The sequence below is a fragment of the Spongiactinospora sp. 9N601 genome (assembly GCF_044326295.1).
GTDB classification, from domain to species: Bacteria; Actinomycetota; Actinomycetes; order Streptosporangiales; family Streptosporangiaceae; genus Spongiactinospora; species Spongiactinospora gelatinilytica.
Window position 1 is genome coordinate 108,492 of the sequence record NZ_JBIRBB010000018.1, and the last position, 23,864, is coordinate 132,355.

Sequence of the window (23,864 nt, forward strand, 5' to 3'; positions counted from 1 at the left end):
CTTGCGGCGGCCCAATGCACCACGGCGTCGTCGGCGTAGCGCTCTATTGATCAGCGACCGGCGCGTTGACAGCCTGGAACCAGGCGTTGCTTTTCGTTAGGAACTGCAACACGATCGCCGGGACGATGAACAGGGCGGTCCAGATACCGAACAGCGTCAGGGCCCCCAGCACGGTCAGCGCGATTCGGGCGCCGGCGTTCCCTCGCCGCATGAGCTTGGCAAGGACGATAAGGACTACCCCGTAACCAGCCAGCAGGAACAGCGTGAACGACCCTGTGTACAGAGGGGCCGATCGCGGATTGAGGAAATAGAGAATCGTGCTGATGGCCAGTATCGCCCCGTAGCAGATCCACAACGTCGAAGCGATCGAAACGGTCCGGGGCGGCGGTGTCCAGTTCAGGCTCGCTTCATGTTCGAGCGGACCTGGCCGGTGGTGCTGAGGTGGCGGTTCGTGGGATTCGTCGGACGGCGTGGACTCCCGCTCACTCGTCATGTCACGCAGTCTTCCACAGCTGTCCTTCGGGCCGCCCTCACCAAGTTCGATCCTGTCTGCGACCAGATCGAAGCTCAGCTTGTGCTTTATGTGCGCCACGAGTGCGGAAGGTGAGGTCGTTGTGTGGGTGATTTTGCCGGATGCGGTGCTGTGCGAGAGATGAAGACGAACGGGTCCAGCCGAGATATCGGGAAAACCGGTCATAAGCCGATCTCGACGCCAGTTTCCCCAGGCGTGGCTCGTCGAGCCAGAGCTGCAACTCGGTGCGGAGTTCGGGCGGGCACCTCGCCGGTCGTCTCATCGACGATGAGGTCGCTGGTGCGGGTCGGTGCCGGGCCCGAAGTCGGGGACGTTCACGCCGAGGTGCATCAGGTCATGCTCCTGCCCCCCGGCCGCGCCGCAGACCCGCGCGGGCCTGAATGTGCGCGGTGGCCTCGTCCAGTCCTTCGGCCAGCGTGGTGTTGTCCTCGTAGGTGACCCCGTTCGGGACCGCGTCGGCCCCGTAGGGGTCGGCGTCCCAGAAGTTGCCCCGGTAGACGACGTTGTCCAGCGGCGGCGACACCTGCAGCGCGGCGGTGTTGTCGGCGCCCGCGACCACGTTGCCCTCGACGGTCACCCAGGCGGCGCCGTAGTCGGTGTAGAGCCCGAAGTTGTACGGCGTGCGCGTGTCCTTGATGACGTTGCCGCTGATCTCGGCGCCGTCGTCGTGCGAGCTGCCCTGAGGACCGGACAGGTAGACGCCGCCGCCGTCGGCGAGCACGCTCATCGTGCCGGTGGTGAGGTTGCGCAGAATGCGGGTGCGGCGGCTGGGTCCCGCCACGATGCCGCAGTGCGGGACCTCGCGGACGTGGTTGCCGGCGACGGTGCAGCCGTCGGTGCCGGACAGGGCGATGCCGGGGGAGCCCGAGTAGTCCAGGCCGACGCGCTCGACCAGGTTGTCCTCGACGAGGACGTCGCTGCTGCCGGTGACCGTGATCGCGGAGGCGGACAGGGTGTCGAAGTCGCAGCCGCGTACGACCAGCCCCGAGCCGCCGGTCAGGCCGAGCCCGGCTGCGCCGAGCCGGGTGAACCGGCAGCCCTCGAAGACGATGTCGCCGGCGTCCTCGGCGACGACGCAGGCCGGGATCGTCTCGGCTCGGCCCGGCACTGTGACCCACGCCTGGCCTTCGACGATGACGACCTTCTCGATGGGGCCGCCGTCGTAGTGGCCGTTGCCGTGGTAGTGCAGGAACCCCGCCGGGCCGCTGGGGCGCAGCCAGGTGGCGTCGGCGAAGACCAGGCCACGGAAGGAGACGCCGTGCGCGCCGGTGACGCGTACCAGGGTCTCCAGGGCGGGGGCCACGACGCGGGGCCTCTCGCCGGGGTGGGGCAGGTAGCGCAGCCGATGGTGGCCGGGGCGGGAGCGGTCGAGGACGAAGGTGCCCGGCTCGGTGAGGAAGGCGGCGTCGTTCTCGATCCTGGTGGGCAGCGGCGGGCCGGTCTGGACGTGCTCCTCCCAGGTGAAGTTGTAGAGCTCGATCGCGCGGGCGAAGGCGGGCTGCGCCATGGTGATCGCCGCGCCGTCGCCATCGGCGGTGACGGCGGCGACGCCCATGCGGGCCTCGGTCCACGGGTAGACGCCCCGGTGGACGAACTCGACGTCGGACGGGCTGCGCCAGGCGAGCGGGGCGGCGCTGTCCGTGACGTAACCCGTGACGGTCCGGGTGGCGTCGCCGGGCAGGGCGTCGATGCCGGCGCGCTCGGCGCGGCGGAGCGGATCGCCGGTGTAGAGCTGGCGGGTGTCCAGGTCGCCGACGTCGGCCACCAGGTGGCCGTCCTCCTCGCGCCAGCCGGTGATCTCCCGGCCGCCGCTGACGACGGCCGTCTCCTGGGTGGGGGTGCCGTAGCCGAAGGCCTGGTAGGTGATCCGGTGGCCGTCGGAGCCGCCGTCCTCGCCGGTGAGCACGAGGGTGGCGGCCAGCGTGTGAGTGCCGGCGCGCAGGTGGACGACGACGTCGCCGGACAGCTCCCGGGCGGCGAGCCTGGCCCGGTCGAGGGTGGCGAAGGGGCTTTCCTGGGTGCCGGGGCCGGCGTCGTCGCCGTGCGGGGAAACGTACAGGTCTTGCTTGTTTATGGCGTACATGGGTATACACCGTAAACGAGGAGGATGACATGGGCAAGGCGCACGACCCCGATCTCGGAGTGGAACTGCTGTGGGGCCAGGGCCCGCGTGCCAGGCTGAGCGCGGGCCGGATCGTGCGCGCGGCCGTCGAGGTGGCGGACGCCGAGGGCCTGACCGGCCTGTCGATGCGCAAGGTCGCCGAGCGCCTGGGCTTCACCACGATGTCGCTGTACCGGCACGTGCCGGGGCGCGACCACCTGGTCGACCTGATGCAGGACGCGGTCCTGGCCGGGGTCACGGCCCCCGATGGGCGGACCTGGCGGACGCGGCTGGAGGCGTGCGCGCGGCAGGGGTACGAGCTGCGCCGGCGGCATCCGTGGCTGGCGGAGATCCGGGGCGGCCGGCACGTCCCCGGGCCCAACGCGGTGGCGTACTACGACTCGATGCTCGCCACGGTGCGCGACACCGGCCTGACGCCGGCCCAGATGATCGCCGTGGTCGACCTGGTCGGCAGGTTCGTCGACGCCGAGTCGCTGCGGCTGGTGGAGACCAGGCGGGCCGAGGAGAGCAGCGGCGTCAGTCACGAGGAGTGGTGGGGGGCGCGCGACTCGCTCTACGCCCGCCTCGACCGCTATCCGACACTCACCTGGTTGTGGGAGTCGGGCGGCTACGACGAGCCGGAGGACCCGTTCGAGTTCGGCCTGGCCCGCCTGCTCGACGGCGTCGAACTGCTCGTCACCCAAAACCGTGACGAAAACCGTGACGAAAGCCGGTGCCGGATGTGCGGCGAGCCGGTGGAGCAGCCGGCGTCGGGGCGGCCGCGCGCGTACTGCTCGCGAGCCTGTCAGCAGCGCGCCTACCGCAGGCGCCGGACGGACCCCTGACCGGGCGCCCGGCCTGGGCGACCGGGCAGCGGGCGGACCCCTGGCCGCCCCCAGGAGTCCGGCACGCCGCGCATGCGCCCCCCTCGACGCCCGGTGTCGGTGACCTCCGCCCTCGCGCCGAAGCGGCCGAGCGAAAAGGCGCCCCTACTTTGGCGACCGCTGCCTACAACCAGGCCGCCCTCGTCGCCTCGGATGTCGGATTCCCGGACCTCCCCCGGACAAGATGCAGCACAGATGGGCAGGAAAGCCTTGATGTCGGCGCACATCAGGAGCTAGTGATAACCGAAGGCTTTCACCTGGGGAATACCCGCTGACCGCCTTGTCTATGTTCGCGTAGCCCTCGCTTTAGGAGAGCTCGCGCCATTTCGAGCCCAAATTCTTTACTCATGGGCGTTATGTAGTTGCTGTCTGACGTGCATTGGCGCCTCGGCAAGGACAGCTCGTTGTCCATTGCCTGACGGGTATTTAGCCTGGCCAGAGCGATACCTGTAGTCGAAATCTGGCAAGACGTTCCCGCTTCTCAACTGTGCGTGTCTTCATGTGAGGAGTGCCATCCGGTTGGGTCAGCCAGCGGTGGCCTTGGCGTACTGGAACACCTCGGGTGGAAGCGGGTGGTCTAGGTGCCAGACGAAGCGAACTGGTCGCTCGCCTTCGTGGCTCACGTACCGCATCGGGCCCGCGTACGTGTACGGCGGAGCGCCCAGCCCTTCGTCACGCTTGGATTGCCTGATGAGCAGATGGACCGTGGATTCACCCATCAGGTAGCGGCGGGCGGTGGCGGTCGAGGTGCGCAGGGTGCTCTGCGATTCCCATTGGAACAGGTTCTCGCTGATCGCCCGGTCATGGTACAGGGTAGTGGGGGAGTAGTGGTCCTCGGACTTGTCGATGGTGACGAAGAATAGGTCCGCTCGGTGCTCCGGTACGTATTTGACCCCTTCGCGCATGTGGGCGGGCTTGTCGATGCCGAAGGCGGCCAGCACTTCGTTCTTGCTGTAGCGGGCGTGTACGTGCAGCGGCACCACCGCGTCCAGTGGCGGGGTCACGTGGCGGAGACCTGAGTGAAGTACGTCCACCAGCTCTCCAAGCTCGGCGGCGCGGACGCCGGTAAGGCGGGCGAGCCGGGCTTCCATCCCGGATACGGGCTGGGTGCCGCCCCACAGCATGGCGTCCAGCATGGCCAGTAGGCGGAGCTCGCGCGGGGATCGTGGCAGTCGCCCGGCGAGTACGTCGGTCAGGAAGGTGAGCCGTTCGACGTCGTCGATGTGCAGCATCCGGCCGAAGGCCCGGCCGAGCCCTTCGTCGGCCGGTACGGGGTCGAGTCCGGCGGTGTGCCGGAGTGAGGCCCAGCCCTGGCGGCGCCGGTACAGGTCCTCCACCTCCAGGCCGGTCTCCCGCAGGAAGGTGGACAGGCCAACGTCGCCGAGGTCGCGCAGCTCGCGTGCCAGGTCTCGCCAATTGAGGCTGAGTGCCTGGCGTATGTTGTCGAGGACGAGCCGGCGTACGTCGCGGTCCAGGTCGATCACGCAACCGGCGGGCAGCGTCGGGAAGCCCTGCTCGATCTCCCGCGCGATGCCGGTACGGCTCGCGCCCGTGAGCGCCCGGTAGCGCCGGTCGAAGCGGAATTGCTTGTGCTGGTGGCCGACGAAGTCGAGCACCGTCAGGCAGGGCTTGTCGTCGGCCAGCCGCAGGCCGCGGCCGAGCTGCTGGAGAAGGACGGTGGCGCTGTCGGTGGGCCGCAGGAACAGTACGGTGTCGATCTCGGGGACGTCGACGCCTTCGTTGAAGAGGTCGACGGTGAACACCGCGTTGATCTTGCGCTCGCGCAGGTCACGTAATGCCTGGTCCCGTTCGCCACGGGAGCTGCTGGCGGTGACGGCCACGGACGGGAGCCCGGCTCGGGTGAAGCGGTCGGCCATGAAGCGGGCGTGGTCGATGCTCACGCAGAAGCCGAGGGCGCGCATCCGCCCGACGTCGCCGATCTTGCGTTGCAGCGTCTCCAGGACGACGGCGGCGCGGCGGTCGTTGCCGGTGTAGACGTTCGAGAGCTGGTCGACGTCATATCCCTGTCCCCGGCGCCAGCCGATCTGGCGCAGGTCGGTGCCGTCGTGCACGCCGAAATACTGGAACGGCGCCAGCAGCCCCCGCTCCAACGCCTCCCACAGACGCAACTCAGCGGCGATCCGGCCGCCGAACCAGTGCTTGATGTCCTGGCCGTCAGTGCGTTCCGGCGTCGCGGTCAGGCCCAGGAGCACCTTGGGCCGCACTCCGCTAAGCAGTTTCCGGTAGGTGGTGGCCTCAGCGTGGTGGAACTCGTCCACGATCACCATGTCATAGCGGTCCGGTTCAGGGAGCGGGTTGGCGTCCAAGGTCTGGATCGAGGCGAACACGTGCCGCCACTGCTCGGGCCGCGCACCGTCCACGTACAGCTCGCCGAACGTCTCGTCCCGCAGCACCTGCCGGAAGGTGAGCAGGCTCTGCCGCAGAATCTCCTTGCGATGGGCGACGAACAGCACCGACTCAACCTGCCCGGCCATCCGCAGCCGCCGGTAGTCGAGCGCGGCGACCACGGTCTTGCCGGTGCCGGTGGCCATGACGACCAGATTGTGCCACCGGCCGTGAATCTCCCGCTCGGCGTCGAGCTCGTCCAGGATCTCGCGCTGGTAGGAGTACGGGCGCACGTCCACGTGCGCGAAGTCGAGCACCACGCCCTTGCCGCCCGACCGCTCGGCGGACAGGGCGCGGTCGAGCCGCTCGGCGTCGTGCGCCGGATCGTAGGGCTCGAACGACGGATCGCCCCAGTAGTCGTCGAACGTGGCGGCAAAGGTGTCGATTAGGTGCGGCTGCTCGGCCTGGGCGAGCCGGACGTTCCACTCCAGGCCGTGGCTGAGCGCGGTGCGCGACAGGTTGGACGAGCCCACGTAGGCGGTGGACAGGCCGTTGCTCCGGTGGAAGAGCCACGCCTTGGCATGCAGCCTGGTCGTACGGGTGTCATAGGAGACGCGGATCTCGGCACCCATCGCCGCCAGCCGGTCCAGCGCCAGGCGGTCGGTGGCGCCGATGTAGGTGGTGGTCACCACCCTCAGCCGGCCGCCATGCTGGAGGAACTCCTCGATCGCCTCGGCCAGAACCCGTACCCCGTTCCACTTCACGAACGCGCACAGCAGATCGACGTGCTCGGCGGAGGCCAACTCCCGCTTCAGCTCATGCCCGATCTCCGGCTGCCCGCGCCCGTTGACCAGCAGCGCACTGCCGGTGAGGGGGATCGCCGGTCGGGGCGGAAAGCGTACCGGACCACCCGCCTCCCGGCCCTTGGCGATAGCCAGCAGTTCTTCTGCGGCCTCCACCATGTCGTCGGCGGAGGTGGCCTCGGGCACCAGGTCGCTGAGGAGATCGGCGACCCGGTTGACGATCGCCACCTGCCGAGCCAGTCGCACCGCGTCGTTCTCGCCCCGTACGGCACGCAGCGCCTGACGGGTGAGCGCGCCAAGGTGCCGGGCCAGGGTCTCATGGGAGTCGGCGAGGTCCAGGGAACGCCGGTCGATCAGGTCACGATCGGGCACCGCACGCAGCAAGCCATCCAGCTCACGAGTGACCAGATGCTGATATACGCCCGGCTGGAGATCGCTCACCCGGCGACTATAGGGCGCGGCCGGCCCGCGCGAAATACGAATACCGTGACCGAAAAGATCGTCCTACACTGGCCGATCGTGGACTGGATCGAGCGGGTCGCCGAGATCCGGCGCTGGAGCAGAGGTGGCGAGCGCGCACCGCACAAGCCGCTCCTTCTCCTCTACGCCCTGGGCAACTTCCAGCGGCACGGCAACGCTCCTATCCCGTTCAGCGCCGCCGAGGCGGGGTTGAAGGCACTGCTCAAGGAGTACGGCCCACCGCGAGTCACCAGCCCCGGCTACCCGTTTCACCACCTGACCAACGACGGCCTGTGGCTGGTCGACACCCGCCACGGCCCTGGCAGCCCGGGCCCGGAGCTGGGCCGCCTGCGCGAGAGCCAGGCCGCCGGCCGGCTGCATCCCGACCTGGCCCGCGCGCTGGCGGAGGAGCCGGGCCTGCTGGGGCGGATGGCCCGATATCTCCTGGACGCCAATTTCGCGCCCTCCCTGCACACCGAGCTGTGCCTGCTGGCCGGCCTGGACCTGGAGACCCTCGAAACCACCGCGACGGCCAAGAGGCCGCCTGCCGCGCGCCGTGACCCGGGTTTCCGCGACCGGGTGCTCATGGCGTACGAGTACTGCTGCGCGTTCTGCTCCTACGACGGCTGGCTGGACGGCGCGGTGGTGGGCCTGGACGCCGCGCACGTGCGCTGGTGGGCCTTCGACGGGCCCGACGACGTGGCGAACGGCCTGTGCCTGTGCGCCATTCACCACAAACTGTTCGACAAGGGCGTCCTCGGGCTGACCGCAGAGCGCGCCATCACCGTCTCGGCCAGGTTCGTCGGCCGCTCGCAGTCCGCCCTGGACATGGTGCTCTGCCTGGCGGGCCGGCCCGCCAGGCCTCCCCAGCCCGGCCTGGACGCGGTCGAACGGGACCACATCGACTGGCACGCCCACCAGGTGTTCCGCACGCCCGCTCGTGGCTGAGGCAACCAGGCTGAGAACCTTGTGCGCACTGCTGGGCTGAGTACCTCCAGATCCACCAGTCAGTAGCTGGCACGGCCGACGACCGAAACAGTCGGAAGGGCGGCGTAGTGTCACCGGCACATGCCGGCCCTGGCAGGCGGCACACGGGATGTGAAGCAAGGCGAACTCCTGCGGGAGGAAAGCGCAACAGCCACGCGCACCTGGTGGATGGGCAAAGTCAACTCCGGCGCTACTTCTTGTCAGCTTGACAAAAATATGGGATCGAGTTCGTGATCAACGACCGATGGGTGATTCACGCTTACACGTGCTGCTCGTCGAGCGCGGCATCGAGCCGTACGAGGGGCGCCGAGGCACTGCCGGGAGGCTTTCTGCAGCACTCACGAGAAGGCCTCCTCGCTGGGGCTCACCGGGAACTGGCGGAGGAGACCGACCTGAACGTCGAAACGCTCCACCTGGAGCAATTGGGTGTGTACGACGACCCTGGGCGTGACCCGCGCGGCCGGGTGGTGAGCGTCGCCTTCCTGGCCAGCGCTCCCCGGCTGCCCGAGCCGACTGCCGGGACCGCTGCCGCCGACGCCGGGTGGCAGCCTCGGGTGCTCTCCGGTGAGCTGGACCTCGCGCTCGTGTACGAGGCGGTGTGGGGGATGCCGCTCGATCCCCGGAACTTCTACCGAAAGATCAAGAAAACCGACGGATTCATCGTCCCTGCCGGTTCGGTGCGCAAGGCTCCGACCGGACGACCGGCCCGGCTGTTCCGGGCCGGCCCTCACAAGGTCCTGTACTCCCCGATGATCCGTCCTGCCGACTCGTCGAATGGAAAGGAGCCGGCGCGGTGAGCGAGCCTGTGCGACGAGCTCACGGAGGTCTACGGCGAGAACCGAGCCGGAGTCGAAAAGATCGCATGGCTCATCCGGTACCGGGCGAGCAAGGCCGCCACGCGCCGCAGGAAAGGCACGCTGTGGAGCTACCGCCGGGAACTCGCCGCTCCCCTCGGGACGAAGGTGCGGGCGATAATCGGACTTCTCACCCTCGCAGGTGCAGGCGGCTGGGCCGCGGTCGGCATCGTGCCGGTCGAGCCGCTGCCCCCGATCGGCGCGATTCTCGTCCTGCTGATCTCCGGGTGGTTCTGCGCCCGTACCTGCCTGTACATCGGCAGCGGTTCAACTACCGCTTCTAAGCGGTCGCGTCCATAAGCATCAAGCAGTCGGACGACGGCGGGCGCGATTTCCAGCTCGCGCCCGTCAACGGCAATGAGATCAGTGTCGAGGTGAACTCGGGGGTGGAAGAACTACAACAGGGAGAACGTCCCGGAGCGGTGTCCGAAGTGTCGCTGGATGCCGCAGGACTGCCGCACACCCTCCATGTCCTGGAAGCGATCGCCGCCGAAGGAAAGAAATGGGTCGATCAGCGGGAGCTACGCACGGGGAACCTTTCGGCGGCTTTGAACGACCCCGAATAGGCGCACTCAGGCACTCGTGCGCGCGGCTTCCGCCGACAGTGACCTGGTACCTATGAGACCTGGAACTTTGCCGGTCTCGCGGCTACCCTGCAACATAGTGTGTGATCAGTTGCGAAGCGTCACTGGAAGAGCCGGAGGTCCAGTGGAACAGCGTGACGCGCAAAGCCTCGCCGACATTCTGTCGGTCGCACCATGGATGGAACTGGAAAAGTACGTCGATCACCTGCGGGATAGGGTGGATGCGGCCGTTCTGGCCTCGCACGGGCGGCGGGAGCAGCTCCGTGCCGAGATATTGGCGGAGAATCCGCATTTAAGCGCCCAAATACGCCGTCCGTCGCTCGAGACGACGCGATGGGCCAAGCATCTCCTACGTACTGGGATCGTCGCCGCCTCCGATGGGACGCTTGCCGCCGTACCCCTTCTGAGCGGTACGAAGATCCAGGTAGGGGTGGTGATCGTCACCAATACCGGCGAATCCGTCGGCCTCGTGACGAGGGTCTTCGAGCACGAGTTGACCACCACCGGCGACACGGCCAGGGAGTTCTTCGACAATCTCCGCAAGGTGCACGGCGCCTCGAACCTGGCCAGCCGCGCGCTCATGCTCTTCGGTGAACGCAAGCTCCTGCTCGCGCAGGAGGCCGACTGGCGGATGATCCACGGAGAGCTGATTCCCTTCGAACTCCGAACGGGCGTGGGGCACCCGCGAGAGAACCTGCCGCCCGTCTTCGATCTCGTCCGCCGATACATCAAGGACCAGCGGTTCATCGCGGTCAGCGAAAGCCCCGAGGATCTGGACGTGCTCAACGCGGGCGTCGTCCTGGAGCCCGGGGAGTTCATCGAGTTGCGTACGCTGGCCGACGACCTCACCGGTTTCCTGGACGGCGATGAGAAGGCGGGGACGACCAGGGCGGGGTTCAACAACCTGGATCGGGCGAGGTTCCGGGGCTTCATCGCGGAGGTGGGGCCGGAGGTCACCATTCTGCTCATCAAGGCCGGGCATCGTCCGTTTCTCCTGGAGTGCCACCGGGAGCGGGTCGAGGAGGCGGCGGCGCTCTTTCTCGCTGACGCGCTCTGGACGCGAGGTCTGCCGGACACCGGCGCGCCCGTGACCGCGCGCGGCTTTCCCTTCCACATCGACCTTGCCGACAACGTGGCCCGCACGATGTTCAAAGGCGGGGAGTTCCGGACGTTCATCGAAACGCGTTTGATGGAACTCGGGGTGGAGCACGGACTCACCGATCTGGACCCGCGGAGGACACGAGGATGAGCTCGGACACCGAGGTCGAAGCCGAGACCGAGGAACCCCTGGAAGCACCTGAAGATCAGCACGACGCGCCTTCCCCCGCAGAACAGGAGATCTCTGCCGAAGATGTCGAGGCCGCCGCAGCGAGCCTCGCCCGATCGCTTGTCACGCTCGGTTTCGTCGCCTTCGACGGGCCGGGGACGGACAACACCAGCAGCGGCGTCATGGTGTCCGAGCAACTGCGCCGGCATTTCCGCCGCGACGCGTATGTGGGCGTCAACGACACCGAACAAGGCATCGTCTTTCTGGGACGCGTTGTCGAAGGCCCCTTCCACAGCCCGCACGAGATCGGCCCCGATTCGGCCATCAGCCGCACCACACTGCTTCATCCGGACCGCACCCAGTTCCGGCCCACCTACTACGCCGCCGGCACGATCGAGATACTCGGTGAGGTCACTCCTTCGGAGAACGTGCTCCCCACCTCGACCCGCCCCCGGCCGTACTCCCAGGTGTTCATCTATCCCAGCGACCGGCTACGCCGGATGCTCGGCATCGAAGGTGATATGCAACTGGGCTCGTTGCTCGGCTACGACGACGTGAGAGTCGAGGCGGACTCGGCGAACAAGGGTTTCCTGCCGCGTAACGCCGGCATCTTCGGCACCGTGGGATCAGGTAAGTCCAACACCACTCAGGTGCTGATGGAAGAGGCCATTCGCGCCGGCTGGGCGGTCGTCGCCATTGACGTCGAGGGCGAGTACGTACGGATGGACAAGGGGAACGACGAGCCGCACCTCGCGCGCCTGCTGGAGGAACGCTTCGACGAACGGCGTCCGCGCGGCATACCGGACTTCCGGGTGTACGTGCCGAACGCCGGCATGACGGACGCACCCGATCCGCTGCCGTTCAAGGTGCCGATCGCTGATGTGCCCGAGGAAATCGTCGCCGACGTGCTCGAATTCAGCGAAGCCCAAGTGCGGATGTGGGGTGCCATCACGGGCCAGGCTCGGCGTAACGCGGAGAAGGCTTCCCGGCCGAGCAGGATGGGCGCCCTCGCCGCTCCCACGCCGCCGTCTCCCGCCCGCCCGTACGACCTCAGCGACCTGATCGACGGCTTGCAGGAGGACCCGACCACGGGCGCCATGCCCCTGCTCTCGCCGAAGATCCCTTCGACGGAGAAGGCCACCGCGTCCACGCTGAGGAACAAGCTGTACAAGCTCGGCAGGTCCGAGATGCTCGACTGGCGGCCCACGAGGAACACGCCGTATTTGGACGTGGACGAGCTACTTGTGGGGCGGCGCCTGAGCGTCTTCGATGTGAGCGAGACCAACGACAGCGCCCGTAACATCGCCATCTCCTTCCTGCTACAGGCCCTGTTCGACCGGGTGATCGCGGTCGCTCGCGGCGAACCCATCGGAAAAGGACGGCCGGCCGCGGCCACCGGTACTGGTGGTGATCGAGGAGGTGCACACGTTCGTCTCGCGGGCCAGTGCGGGCCGGATGCGGGCCGTGCTGGACCAGCTGCAGGTCATCAGCCGTCGTGGCCGCAAGCGCTGGATGGGCTTGGTACTGGTATCGCAGCAGCCTGGGCATGTGCCGGAGGAGCTGTTCGAACTGGCGAACACGCGGTTCATCCATCAGCTCAAGTCTGCTGGCAACCTTGCTCCGGTACGTGCCACCACGGGCGGCGTGCACGAGGCGCTGTGGTCGACGGTTCCCGCGCTGGGGCAGGGGCAATGTCTGCTGACGGGCTCCGTGTTCCGTAATCCGGTCTTCGTGCAGATACGTCCGGCGCGTTCCCGGCGTATGCACACGGCGTGACGAACCCGGCCCTCGACCGCGCCGAGTTTGATGGAGGCCGATTATCTGGCTGGGGTGACATTTGCCCGGCTTCGTGTGATCTCTTAAATGTTCAGTCCTGGTCGTTCTGCAAGAGAGCCGCCATCAGCTGTCATGGTGGGCCAAGATCTCCACACTGGAAATCGGGCATCCCGGCGCGCTGGCCTTGGATCGGAGACTGGTCCGGATCCGGCAGCGTCGCAGGGAAGCCGAGTTCATCGCGTTCCGGCGTGCTGACCCCTGGCCCACCGGAGACCGGGAGGCGGCGGGAGTCACTGACCAGCCAGTCGGGGGATCTTGGTGAAGCGGCCGGTGTGGTAGGTGCCGGCTGCCGCTCCCGAACGTGACCGGCACGGCGAACCCGCCGCGACGGTGCATCGCGGGCACGGGCGACGCTCGATATCAACGGCGTTACGGGTGTGTTCCTCGGCGATAGCAGATAGATGAGCTGATTCGGCGCCGCGCTGGAGTCGCGCAAGCTGGATGAGTTCGCCGATCTGCTCTCAACAGGGCCCTACGCGCAGATCGGACCACAACCGGGCGGGGATGCGCGCTGAGAACGCGGTGGCATTGCGCCGCACCTCCTGCGCCGAGCGCATACCGACCACGATGCCCGCGACCGCGGGGTGGCGCAGCGGGAAGGCCATGGCGGCCTGGGGGACGGTCACGCCGTGCGCCTCGCAGACATCCGCGATGCGGTTGACCCGTTCCAGGAGCTCCGGGGCGGCGGGCGCGTAGTCGAACCGCGCCCCCTCGGCGGGCCGGTCGGTTGCCAGCAGACCGGAGTTGAAGACGGAGGCGGCCAGGACCGAGACTCCGCGTTCGACGCAGGCGGGCAGCAGTTCGTCCAGGGCGGTGTGGTCCAGCAGCGTGTAGCGGCCCGACAGCATGACCACGTCCGCGTCGGTCTCCCGCACCAGGCGGGTCAGCTTGCCGGGGTGGTACATCCCCGCGCCGATGGCGCCGACCACGCCCTGGGAGCGCAGCTCGGCCAGTGCCGGGTAGCCGTCGCGCAGGGCAGTCTCGAAGTGCTCCTCGGCATCGTGCAGATACAGCACGTCGATCCGGTCGACGCCCATGCGGGTCAGCGAGTCCTCGACGCTGCGCAGGATGCCGTCGCGGGAGAAGTCCCAAACCCGGCGGTGCGTGGCCGGTACGGCGAAGCCCTCGTCCATCCGGCCGTTCGGATCCTGCGGGACCAGCAGCCGGCCGACCTTCGTCGACAGCGTGAACTCTGCCCGCGGCTTGCTGCGCAGCAGCTCGCCGATGCGGCGCTCAGAGTGCCCGATGCCGTAGTGCGGCGAGGTATCGAAGTAGCGGATTCCCGAGTCCCAGGCGGCTGCCAGTGCCTGCGCCGCGGTGTCGTCGTCCAGCGGTTCGAACAGGCCGCCCAGTGGCCCGCCCCCGAAGCCCAGTTCGGTGACCTCCACCGTGCTGCGGCCGAGGCGATGAGTGCGCATGTGACTTGTCTCCCTCGTGTTCGGTTCCGGCTTCCGGCCGGACATTGTGATGTTCATGCCGTTGCGCGACGGTCGCCGCAGTCGGCTCCAGATGCGGCGAAGCCGCGGCACGTCCAACCGCCCCTCGCCTTCTCGGAAACACTGCTCCAGCCAGGGCGTGGTGGGTGAGATCGTCACCGTGTCCTGCGCCGCTGAAGCGCCGGCTCTCCAGTGGAGTCCGCGGAGTCCGCCAGGCGACGGCCTTGGTCTCCAAAGCGCCCGTCAGAAGGCGGGGAAGGCCCAGCCCGAGGGGTGGAAGGGCTCGCGCTCGCCGCGGAAGGCGAGCGAGGCGGCGGTGACCGCCCCGGGGCGCAGTTCCTCGACGCGGCCCGCCTGCGCCAGGGCCGCCAGGGTGGTGCCGCCCAGATAGGCCGCACCCAGCTCGGCGGAGGTCAGCCGCAGGCCCGGCCGGGCCTGGGTGCGTTCGCAGGTGACGGAGTCGCCGTCGGCCCACAGGCGGTAGCGCCCCGCGTTCCATGGGCAGAACGTGTCCTGAACCTCCAGGACCAGGTCCAGCGGGGTCGAGTAGCGGCGTGCCGCCAGCGCGCGGTCGACGTCCACCAGGCGGACCCAGAGGTTGTCGATCACGGTGGTGCGGGCCGCGCGCGGGTCGGTCAGCAGGTGCTTCAGCGGTTCGTCGACGGCGCCGTCATAGGTGAGGCCGGCGTGAGCGTCGAGGTCGATGAGGTAACGCCACAGGGCGGCGTACGACTGCCTGGTGGTGGCCGCGACCTCGATGACCTGCACCAGCCGCGGCTTGGAGCGGTAGAAGACGTAGCCGCTGACCTCGCCGCCGGGCTCGGTGTGGACGGCGAAGCGCAGGGCCGTCCCACCGTCGCGCGCGAGTTCGCCGTCGGCCAGCCGGGCCTCCCAGAACTTCTCCGTACGGTCCACCCAGCCGACCCCGGTACGGCGGGCCGTGTCGTAGACCTTCTCTAACAGCGGCCGGGCCCGCCGGCGGTCGAGCAGGCGGATCGTCCCGTCGCCGAGGTCGGTGCCGGGCCTCAGGGCCAGGAGCTTCTTGTCCGCCTGGATCTCGGCCACGTGGCTGGCGACGCCGTACCCGAAGCGGCCATAGATCGTGGCCTCGGCGGCGTTGAGCGCGGCGATCGGCTCGCCGCCTGATTCGTGCAGGTCGGTGAGCTGCTTGCGCATCATCGCGGTGAGGATGCCGCGGCGCCGGTGGGTGGGCAGGACCGCGACGAGCGTGATGCCGGCGACGGGCGTCACCGCGCCGGGGACCGTCATGACGCGGCCGTAGATCGACGCACCGCCGACGATCTCCTCGCCGTCGTAGGCGGCGATCGTGCGTCCGGGCTCCAAGGAGACGGCGGCGTTCCGCAGGCCGCCCTCGTACCAGTCCTGGCCGTAGGTCGTGGTGATCATGTGAGCCCACGCGTCCAGCTCGTCGGCGCGGATCGTCCGCAGGGGGTAGGTCGCTTTCATGCTTCGAGCATGGCGGGGTAAACAGGCGCCGCACATCGGGTGATCTGTGTATTTATATGCTGGCGTCGTGGTGGCGGAGCGCGTGGTCAGCCCGGTGTTCGTCGGCCGGGGCGAGGAGTTGTCGGCGCTGGTGGCGGCCCTGGACACGGCTGTCGGGCAGGGGCCGGCGGTGGTGCTGGTGGCCGGGGAGGCCGGGATCGGCAAGTCGCGGCTGCTCGCCGAGTTCGCGCGACCGCTGGGCCGGGGCGTGCGGGTGGTCGAGGGCGCCTGCGCGGAGCTGGGCAGCGACGGCCTGCCGTACGCGCCGTTCGTGACGGTGCTGCGTCGGCTGATCCGGGTCGAAGGGGTGCTGCCGGGACCCTACCGCCGGCTGGCCCGCTGGTTCCCCGAGCTCGGCGAGGCGGGCGACGCGGAAGGCGGCAAGCATCTGCTGTACGAGGAGGTCCTGACGCTGGTCGAGCGGGTGGCCGCGAACCAGCCGCTCGTCGTCTCGATCGAGGACCTGCACTGGGCCGACGCCGCCACCCGCGAGCTGCTCGGCTTCCTGGCCAGGAACCTGACCCAGCCCGGCGTGCTCCTGGTGATCACCTACCGGCCGCCGGAAACCGGCGACGGACTGCTCGGGCCGCTGCTGTCCGAGCTGGCCCGCCGCCCGCGCACCACCACGCTGCGGCTGCATCGCCTGGACCGGCAGGGCGTGGGCCGGCAGCTGGCCGCGATCCTCGGCACCGAGCCGGACGCGGCCACCGTACGCCGCGTACACGAACGCAGCGACGGCACCCCGCTGTTCGTCGAGGCGCTCGCCCGCGCCGGTGAACGGACCCCGGACAGCCTGCGCGACCTGCTGCTGCACGGCCCGCGGTCGCTTCCAGGCCCGGCGCGCGAGCTGCTGCGCATCGCTTCGGCAGCGGGCGGCCGGGTCGGCCACCGGCTGCTGGCGCAGGTGGCCGGGCAGGACGGGACCGGGCTGGATGTCCTGCTGCGCGAACTCGTCGACCGCAGCCTGCTCGTCACCGCAGGGGACGGCTACGACTTCCGCCATGCCCTGATCCGGCAGGCGGTGTACGAGGACCTGCTGCCCGGCGAGCGGGCACGCCTGCACGCGCAATACGCCGAGGCCCTGCGCGATTCCGGCGCCCACGCGGAACTGGCCGCGCACGCCCACGCCGCCGGTGATCGCGGGCTGGCCCTGTCCGCCGCTTACCTGGCCGCGGGCCAGGCGCGCAGGTCCTACGCCTACGAGGAGCAGGTCCGCATGCTCGACCAGGTCCTCGAACTCTGGGACCCGCAGGCGCGGCTGGGCGCCGACAGGATCGACGTACTTACCAGCGCGGCCGAGGCGTGCATGCTCAGCGGCGACTACGCTCGCGGGGTCGAGTACGCCAGCGCCGGGCTGGCCGCCGTGGACGAGCGGCGCGAGCCCGAGCGGGCCGCCCGGCTGCTGGAACATCGAGGCAGGCTGCGGCACCGGCTGGAGGCGACCGGCGTCTCCGACTGGGAACGAGCCCTGGAACTGGTGCCCGCCACCCCCGGCGGCGTGCATCGAGGGCGGCTGCTCGGCGTGCTGGCCATGGGCCTGCTGCCGGAGGTGGACCGGGCTCGCGAGCCGTTCGAGGAGGCGCTCGCCATCGGTCGGCGTACCGGCGATGCCACGGTCACGGTCCGTGGGCTGCTGGGCGTCGGGTCCATGACGGGCGACCTCGGGATGCTGGCGCAGGCCCGCACGCTGGCCGAGCGGCTCGACGGCTACGACCTGCTCATGACCGTCCCGATGTACGAGGCGACGCTGCACACCAAGGCCGGTGACCACGACCGCGGCATCGAGGCGGCCCGCGACGGCATCCGCCAGGCCCGCCGGTACGGGCTGGGCCGCAGCCGGGGCGCCGAGCTCGCGCGCTTCGCCGGACACAGCCTGATCCTGGCCGGGCGGTGGGACGAGGCCGCCGCCGTGCTGGAGGAGAGCCTCCAGGAGGACCCGCCACCGCTGCCGCGGCAGGCCCTGTGCGTGCTCGCCGGCTACTTGTCGCTCCTGCGCGGACACTTGGCCAGGGCGGCCGGCGCCGCGGCGGCCGTGGAGCACACCGGCAACGGGGGCCTGTTCTCCCGCTATCAGTTGCTCTGCCTGCTCGCCGTCGCCCAGGGCGACCACGAGAGCGCAGACCTGCTCCTGGACCGGGCGCTGGCCGACCCGGCGCTCACCCGGATCTACAGCAGCGACGCCCGGCCGGTCCTGGTCGCCGGCGCATTGGCGCAGCGGGCCCGGCTCGCGCACGGCGACGGCAGGGAGGTACGGCAGCGGGTCGCGAAACGACAGGCCGAGCTCTCCGCGGCCGATGCGGCGCTCGGCGTGGACGGGCCGCTCGACCGAGCTTGGCAGATCATGCTGCGCGCGCTGATCGAGGACGACGGCTGGGACCACGCCGCGGGTGCCTGGCGGGAGCTGCGGCAGCCGTACGAGCTGGCGCTGAGTCTGTTCCACGGCGCGCGAGCCGCGCTGGCGGCGGGCGACCGGCCCGGATCAACGGCGCGCCTCAGGGAAGCCGCGCGGCTGGCCGAAGACCTGGGCGCCGCGCCGCTCACCCGTGAGATCGCCCTGCTCGGGCGGCCCCGACCGGCCCAGGACGGGCTCACGGAGCGCGAGCGGGACGTGCTCAGGTTGATCGCCGAGGGCCTGAGCAACCGGCAGATCGCCGCCCGGCTGCACATCTCACCAAGTACGGCGGGGGTGCATGTTTCCCACATCCTGACGAAACTGGGCGCGGCGACCCGCACCGAGGCGGCGGCCATCGCGTTCCGTGAGGGGCTGGCGGGGAGAGAGCCCCGTACGAGCGCCATGTCCCCTCACCTGTGGTAGAGCCGTGTGCGGGTGAACGCCGACGCATTGTCCGCGATCTGGCGCGCGAGGGGGCGGAGGGTGGCCCGGTAGGCGCGTGCAGGCGCGACGGGGTGCGGGCACGGGTGGCGCGGCTGGCCAAGGCCGCTAGGGTCCGCTCGCTGATCAGATCGCGTTCCATCTCTTGTCCGCCATGGTCTGACCGCCGGGCCGGTGGGTCCCGGCGCAGATGCCGGACAGGATCTACAGCCGCTGCTCTCGAACGACATCGACCAGTCCGTCCAGACCGCCAAGACTCCCGCAGCCCGAGTCATGGTCGCGCTCGCCGGAGTCGACGCCGCCCGCGCGGCCGAGATGCTCGCATTACGCCTGGACGATGATGCTCGCCTTACGCCTGGACGATGTCGACCTCGGCAACCGCCGCATCATCATCGCCGGACATGCCCGCCCGCTCGACGACCTCAGCCATCGGCTGCTCCTCCACGTCACGGGAGGTCGGCGCCGGGCCTTGAGTGCCCCCAACCCGGACTCGTGGTGAGGCATGCCCTTACGTTCTCAAGATCGACTTATGGCCGGTATTACTCGTATCTCGGCTGGACCCGATCAAGGACGTCGTCAAGGACCGGATCGGCTACCGTGCCGGATATGGCCTGCGACATCTGCGGTTCCTTGTCGGGTGCGGGCGCTGATCTTGGGGTGGTCTGCGCCGGGCGCGGGCCACCCCCGGTGTTCACGGGCCGTTCTGGGCCGAACGCCGCTTCCGCCCGAACGGCACCGGGAAGCCCGAGGGGAAGAAATTCGGATGACACGCCGGGCCGAGACCTGATTGCTGCCACCAAGTGCCAAGTAGCTCTCTGTCCATCCGCTGAAATGTCGAGGTCGAGCCGATGAACCAAGGCACCCATCCCGAAGAGCTGCCGGCCGAGGTCCTGGACGACGTGGCCGGCGTGGTCGGGGCAGAGGTCACTCTTCTCAGTCGCCTCCCCGGAGGCGTCAATGGGGGTGCCATGCGCGTCCAGTTGGCCGGAAGGGCACATGCAGTGCTCAAAGCAGTGCCCCGGGCCCACCCTGACCACCTGGATGAGACGTTGCGGGCCCAGAGAGTGGTCGAGCACATGCGTAGGCGCGGCTATCCCACCCCGGCCTGGCTCGGAGTGGGGGCCACAGCCACTCATGTATGGCATCTGATGGACTTCGTTGACGCGGCTCCCGCGCCAGAGCTGACCCCGTCCCTCGTTGAGCAGCTAATGGAGATCATCGAACTCCAGGCCGGCCAAGCCTCCGAGCCCTACGACCACTGGTCGTACGCCTGGCGGGTCGCCACCGGTCAGGATTCGGCTGTCTCCGGGCTGGATTTCAACGAGACGCCGGAGCAGTCGCGTCTCCGCCAGTCCGTGGCCAGGCTCTCGGGGTATTCCTCCGTGGTGTCGGCCTTGGTCGAGCGCCTGCGGCTCGTGTGTGCCGACGTCCCACCACCACGAGAGGCACCTGACATGGTCCATGCCGACCTCTCAACCCCCAGCAATATTCTGGTCCATGACGGAGCGGTGGTGGCGGTCGTGGATATCGGGAACGCAGGCAGCGGCACGCGGGCGACTGATCTCACCACCCTCGTGTGGTACACCTTCCGGGATCCGCTGCTGGACGGTGTCCGAAGGCGACTGTGGACGAGAATCCTCGACCTGGTCGGCTGGGAGGGGGCGGCGGTGCTCGCAGCGGCACAGACCCTCCTCATCCTCGAGGTCCCCATCCGTCACGGGCGCCACGATGTCGTTCCAGGGGTGGTCAAGCGCGGCCATCGCGCCCTCGAAGAACTGAACGCGCTTCGCTGACCCTACGAAGGCGTTCGCGGAAACTGGCCCCACCGTTCCGGCCTTCGCCCTGGTTCGTGTCGTCCGGTGCTGCCCGTGTGAGAACCTCGGCCCTCGTGCTCGGCGTGGCTCGCCCGACATTGCTGCAAGGCTTCGGGCCCTGGGCAAGGTACGGCGTCCACACAGTACGCCGAGGTTGTTCTCGCAGATCAACCGTGACGGCTGCACGCGGGATGGAGAGGCTTGGCGCACGTTCCCGTGCTGCGCGCGCCATGATCATCGCCCCGGCTTCGATCTGCGCGTCGTGGGAGCCGCTGGAGAGGTGTCATGCAGTGCTGGACGATGACGGGCGCAGGCCGTCGAGGGTGACGGCGAGGTTGCGTCGCCATTGGTCGGGCCTGGCGGTCAGGCCGATGGTGCGGTCAGCGGGTATGGCGGTGGCCAGCAGGAACGGGATGTCGCGCCAGTCGAGATCGTCGCGGATCGCGCCGGCTGCCTGCACGTCTTCGATCAGGTGCCGGACCTCCTCGCGGAGTCGGTCGATATGGAGTGTGAGGTCGAGGGGATCGGCGTCCGTTCCGGACAGCGCGGCGTGCAGACCGCAACTGGACGCGCGGAGCTGCACGTAGGCCTCGGCGAAGCCGGCGAAGGCCGTCCACGGGTCGGGCTCCTGACGAGCGCGGGTGGCCAGTTCGGTCATCTCCGTCAGGGTGTCGATGAGGATGGCGGCCAGCAAGGCGTTGAGCGACGGGACGCGGCGGTATAGGGTGCCGAGCCCGACTCCGGCGCGGTTGGCGACGTCGCGGGCGGTGATGTCGAGTCCCTTCTCGTCGAGCGCCGCCCGAGCGGCAGCTACCAGGCGTTCGGCGTTGCGGCGCGCGTCGGCGCGCAGCCGGGTGCCGCCGTCAGCGAGCAGGGCCTCTACCGCGGTCATGCCACCAGACTAACGTAACCGGATCAAGATGTTCCAGTTATAGTAGGCAAGCGGAACAGGTTGATCCGGTTGTGAGGTGGCAGATGAATCAGCAGATCGGGGTCGGGATCCTAGGGGCCAATCCAGACCGAGGATGGGCGGCGCGAGCGCACGTCCCAGCCATCAATGCCTCGCCGCACTTCGCCCTCGCGGCGGTGGCGACGACCCGGGCCGAGAGCGCGCACGCCGCACGCGAACGCTTCGGCGCCGCGCATGCCTTCACCGATCCCGTGGCCCTGTCCCGGCATCCCGACGTGGACCTCGTCGTGGTGACCGTCAAGGTGCCGGCGCACGTCGAGCTGGTCACGGCCGCTCTGGAGGCGGGCAAGCACGTGTACTGCGAATGGCCGCTCACCCGCACCAGCGCCGAGGCCGCGGCGCTGGCCGAGGCGGCGGAGCGGGCCGGTGTCCTCGCCGTCGTCGGTCTGCAGGCGCGCTTCGCGCCGTCCGTGGCGCGGGCGCGCGAGATGATCGCCGACGGAGCGATCGGCACCGTCCTGTCGGCGAACGTCTTCAGTTCCCGCGCCAAAGGCGGCGCGCTCGACGTCCCGGCGTGGACGGCCTACACCTACGACGCGACCACCGGCGCCGGGCTCGTCGAGGTCCTCGGCGGGCACGCGCTCGACCTGGTGCAGCACGTGCTCGGTCCCATCGGTGACCTCAGCGCGCGCACCGCCGTACGGGTCCAGGAGCACCGCATCGCCGAAACCGGTGAGGCGATCGCGGTCACCGCGCCTGACCAGCTCTTGGCCATCGCCGAATTCGACGGCGGTGCCGTGGCGGCCGTGCACGTACTCGACGGCGAGACCGCCCGCCCGCATACCCGGCTGGAGATCTCCGGCACGGCCGGCAAGCTCATGTTGCTGTCGGCACCCGAGACCGAGCCGCAGATGGCGCAGCTGCAGATCAGCCCGCTCGACCTATGGCAATGGCAGCCGGGCGCGACCACGCCCGACCCCATCCTGCCGGACGCCGACGAAGCCTCCACGCTGCCGATCGAGGCGGCCAACGTCGCACGCCTGTACCGACGCCTGGCCGCCGACCTGCACGACCACACCCGGCACGCGCCGAGCTTCCGCGACGCCCAACGGCTGCACGCCTTGATCGAGCGCATGCGGGCGAACCCGAACGCGCCCAGTCCTCGTGATGAACATATGGCAGCAACGGCCTGAACGACCTGCTGCTGCTGCATTCATGACTGCCTCCTCGTAGCGAGGCTCTAACTACTACCGCAGGTGGCGCGAGGACGCACCGACAAAACCATCCACGACCTTTGTCCCTACGGGAGCGGTATGCGCGGTGCGGCGCACTGGTGGCCTTGCGCATGTGGTGGGTGTCGGGTACGACGAGTCCTGCATGCTGATCGGCAAACGGTGCCCGCGCGCCGTACGCGAGGTCATGGTGATGTCGTCCAGTGCCGGCTCCCTCCAGGTCTGCACGATCACGTCGGCGGTACGGCTGCTCGCTGGTCGCGACCCCAGTACGGTGCTGGCCGCTTCTATGCTCATGGTCGGTGCGGGCTATGCGGGATCGGTCCTGGTCTGGACCCTCGTCGAGATCGGCATCGCCGTCATGTTCGGTGCCACCTTCGCCGACCTCGCCCCGGCAGACCTGCGCGGCAGGTATATGGGCGTCGCCTCCGCCACATGGAGTGTCGGTGCCGTGTTCGGCCCGCTGCTCGGCAGCGTACTGCTCGACCACGCCGGACGAGAGACCCTGGGAGCGGCGTGCGCGATCACCGGGATCGCTCTCTTCGCCGGCCGGCAAGCGCTCGGCCCGGCGCTCCGCCAGCGGGCCGTAGCGCAAGCAGACGGTCAGTCATGACAACTGCCCGTCTCGCTCCCAACAATAGATCACCGATGTCCACGTTCCAACGCGACGCATTCACTGAGCGGCCCATCAGCAAGACGCCAAATACCGCCGGGTAACTCACGCCATCAACCTGGCAGGACACCGTCCGAGTGAACGGGGCTCGGCCTTCTCGGGGGTCGGAAAGTGTGGCGGAACGAAAACGTACGCTTCGGGGGCCTGGTCAGCGGTCGGACAGGATGTGGTCGAGTTGTTTGCCGATAAGGCGGAGGTGCCCACTCGCGTCGTCGGCGGTGGGGACGTAGATGGCCTTGAAGGCGAGTCCGTCGATCAGCGCGCACAGCCGCTCGACATGATCGTCGCGATCCCGTACCTGCGCGGCGTCCAGGATGCGCCGGACGAGTTGCCTCGGGCCGCGGAGCAGTTGCTCGGCCAGCGGCCGCAACTGCGGATCCCAGCGTGACTGGCAGACGAACGCGAACGCGATCGTGCTCTCGTCGCGCCGGCGGGCGTCCAGCGGGAGCAGCTCGGCGAGCATGTCCTCGACGATGGGCCGCTTGTCCGGCTCGGACCGCAGGCGGGGGAGGTGCGCCTCGATCCGTGCGGAGATGCGGTCGACGATGGTCTGGGCGGCGGAGGTGAGCAGGTCTTCGTGATTGGCGAAGTAATGCCGCACCGAGCCGACGTTCAGGCCGGCCTCGTCGGCCACCTTGCGCAACGACGCGCTCGGCACTCCCTCCCGCAGGATCAGCCGGAAGACCGCCTCGACGATGTGGTGGCGGCGCAGGTCGGCATCGACGATCTTCGGCATCCACCCATTGTATCTCACCTGTGATACATTCTATTTATCGCGAGTGAGATAAATCGATGAAGGAGTGGATA

At 69.0% G+C, this 23,864-nt stretch carries 17 protein-coding genes; 10 read left to right on the forward strand and 7 right to left on the reverse strand.

The window, feature by feature from the left end:
- Window positions 1–43 precede the first annotated feature (43 nt).
- On the reverse strand, window positions 44–697 hold the full coding sequence (locus tag ACH34R_RS34935) for a hypothetical protein (RefSeq protein ID WP_397565830.1): 654 nt from the start codon (window positions 695–697) through the stop codon (window positions 44–46).
- A 169-nt stretch (window positions 698–866) separates the two neighbouring features.
- Window positions 867–2,615 carry a right-handed parallel beta-helix repeat-containing protein gene (locus ACH34R_RS34940; RefSeq protein WP_397565831.1) on the reverse strand — a complete coding sequence of 583 codons (1,749 nt, stop codon included), beginning with the start codon at window positions 2,613–2,615 and terminating at the stop codon, window positions 867–869.
- 29 nt (window positions 2,616–2,644) lie between these two features.
- On the opposite strand from ACH34R_RS34940, the gene ACH34R_RS34945 reads away from it, so the two are divergent.
- On the forward strand, window positions 2,645–3,478 hold the full coding sequence (locus ACH34R_RS34945; protein ID WP_397565832.1) for a TetR/AcrR family transcriptional regulator: 834 nt from the start codon (window positions 2,645–2,647) through the stop codon (window positions 3,476–3,478).
- A 563-nt stretch (window positions 3,479–4,041) separates the two neighbouring features.
- Here ACH34R_RS34945 and ACH34R_RS34950 read toward each other — a convergent pair.
- On the reverse strand, window positions 4,042–7,107 hold the full coding sequence (locus tag ACH34R_RS34950; protein ID WP_397565833.1) for a DUF3427 domain-containing protein: 3,066 nt from the start codon (window positions 7,105–7,107) through the stop codon (window positions 4,042–4,044).
- A gap of 78 nt (window positions 7,108–7,185) precedes the next feature.
- On the opposite strand from ACH34R_RS34950, the gene ACH34R_RS34955 reads away from it, so the two are divergent.
- From ACH34R_RS34955 to ACH34R_RS34975, 5 genes are all read left to right on the forward strand, one after another.
- Window positions 7,186–8,073: a phosphorothioated DNA-binding restriction endonuclease gene (locus tag ACH34R_RS34955; RefSeq protein WP_397565834.1), complete on the forward strand. Its 888-nt coding sequence runs from the start codon at window positions 7,186–7,188 to the stop codon at window positions 8,071–8,073.
- A gap of 269 nt (window positions 8,074–8,342) precedes the next feature.
- Complete coding sequence (locus tag ACH34R_RS34960) at window positions 8,343–8,909, forward strand: NrtR DNA-binding winged helix domain-containing protein (protein WP_397565835.1); 567 nt, start codon at window positions 8,343–8,345, stop codon at window positions 8,907–8,909.
- A 443-nt stretch (window positions 8,910–9,352) separates the two neighbouring features.
- Window positions 9,353–9,532 (forward strand): hypothetical protein, encoded by a 180-nt coding sequence (locus ACH34R_RS34965; RefSeq protein WP_397565836.1) that lies wholly within the window; start codon window positions 9,353–9,355, stop codon window positions 9,530–9,532.
- A gap of 142 nt (window positions 9,533–9,674) precedes the next feature.
- On the forward strand, window positions 9,675–10,799 hold the full coding sequence (locus tag ACH34R_RS34970; protein WP_397565837.1) for a hypothetical protein: 1,125 nt from the start codon (window positions 9,675–9,677) through the stop codon (window positions 10,797–10,799).
- A complete protein-coding gene (locus tag ACH34R_RS34975) occupies window positions 10,796–12,538 on the forward strand; it encodes an ATP-binding protein (RefSeq protein WP_397565838.1) in 1,743 nt (580 codons plus the stop codon). The genes ACH34R_RS34970 and ACH34R_RS34975 overlap by 4 nt, the downstream gene beginning before the upstream one ends.
- Before the next feature lie 576 nt (window positions 12,539–13,114).
- Here ACH34R_RS34975 and ACH34R_RS34980 read toward each other — a convergent pair.
- Window positions 13,115–14,071, reverse strand: coding sequence for an aldo/keto reductase (locus ACH34R_RS34980; RefSeq protein WP_397565839.1), 957 nt, complete (start codon window positions 14,069–14,071; stop codon window positions 13,115–13,117).
- 261 nt (window positions 14,072–14,332) lie between these two features.
- Window positions 14,333–15,556, reverse strand: a complete 1,224-nt coding sequence (locus tag ACH34R_RS34985; protein WP_397565840.1) for a GNAT family N-acetyltransferase — start codon at window positions 15,554–15,556, stop codon at window positions 14,333–14,335.
- Between the two features lie 67 nt (window positions 15,557–15,623).
- Between ACH34R_RS34985 and ACH34R_RS34990 the strand changes: the two genes are divergently transcribed.
- Both ACH34R_RS34990 and ACH34R_RS34995 read left to right on the forward strand, forming a co-directional pair.
- Window positions 15,624–18,410, forward strand: a complete 2,787-nt coding sequence (locus ACH34R_RS34990; protein WP_397565841.1) for an ATP-binding protein — start codon at window positions 15,624–15,626, stop codon at window positions 18,408–18,410.
- Between the two features lie 866 nt (window positions 18,411–19,276).
- Window positions 19,277–20,221 carry a phosphotransferase family protein gene (locus ACH34R_RS34995; protein WP_397565842.1) on the forward strand — a complete coding sequence of 315 codons (945 nt, stop codon included), beginning with the start codon at window positions 19,277–19,279 and terminating at the stop codon, window positions 20,219–20,221.
- Window positions 20,222–20,525: 304 nt separating this feature from the next.
- On the opposite strand, the gene ACH34R_RS35000 is transcribed toward ACH34R_RS34995, so the two are convergent.
- Complete coding sequence (locus tag ACH34R_RS35000; protein WP_397565843.1) at window positions 20,526–21,134, reverse strand: TetR/AcrR family transcriptional regulator; 609 nt, start codon at window positions 21,132–21,134, stop codon at window positions 20,526–20,528.
- An 83-nt stretch (window positions 21,135–21,217) separates the two neighbouring features.
- On the opposite strand from ACH34R_RS35000, the gene ACH34R_RS35005 reads away from it, so the two are divergent.
- Window positions 21,218–22,345 carry a Gfo/Idh/MocA family protein gene (locus ACH34R_RS35005; RefSeq protein ID WP_397565844.1) on the forward strand — a complete coding sequence of 376 codons (1,128 nt, stop codon included), beginning with the start codon at window positions 21,218–21,220 and terminating at the stop codon, window positions 22,343–22,345.
- 184 nt (window positions 22,346–22,529) lie between these two features.
- Entirely contained in the window at window positions 22,530–22,997 is a 468-nt protein-coding gene (locus tag ACH34R_RS35010) for a hypothetical protein (RefSeq protein ID WP_397565845.1), read from the forward strand.
- A 208-nt stretch (window positions 22,998–23,205) separates the two neighbouring features.
- Here the strand turns inward: ACH34R_RS35010 and ACH34R_RS35015 are convergent, their stop codons facing one another.
- Window positions 23,206–23,793 carry a TetR/AcrR family transcriptional regulator gene (locus ACH34R_RS35015; protein ID WP_397565846.1) on the reverse strand — a complete coding sequence of 196 codons (588 nt, stop codon included), beginning with the start codon at window positions 23,791–23,793 and terminating at the stop codon, window positions 23,206–23,208.
- Window positions 23,794–23,864 lie beyond the last annotated feature (71 nt).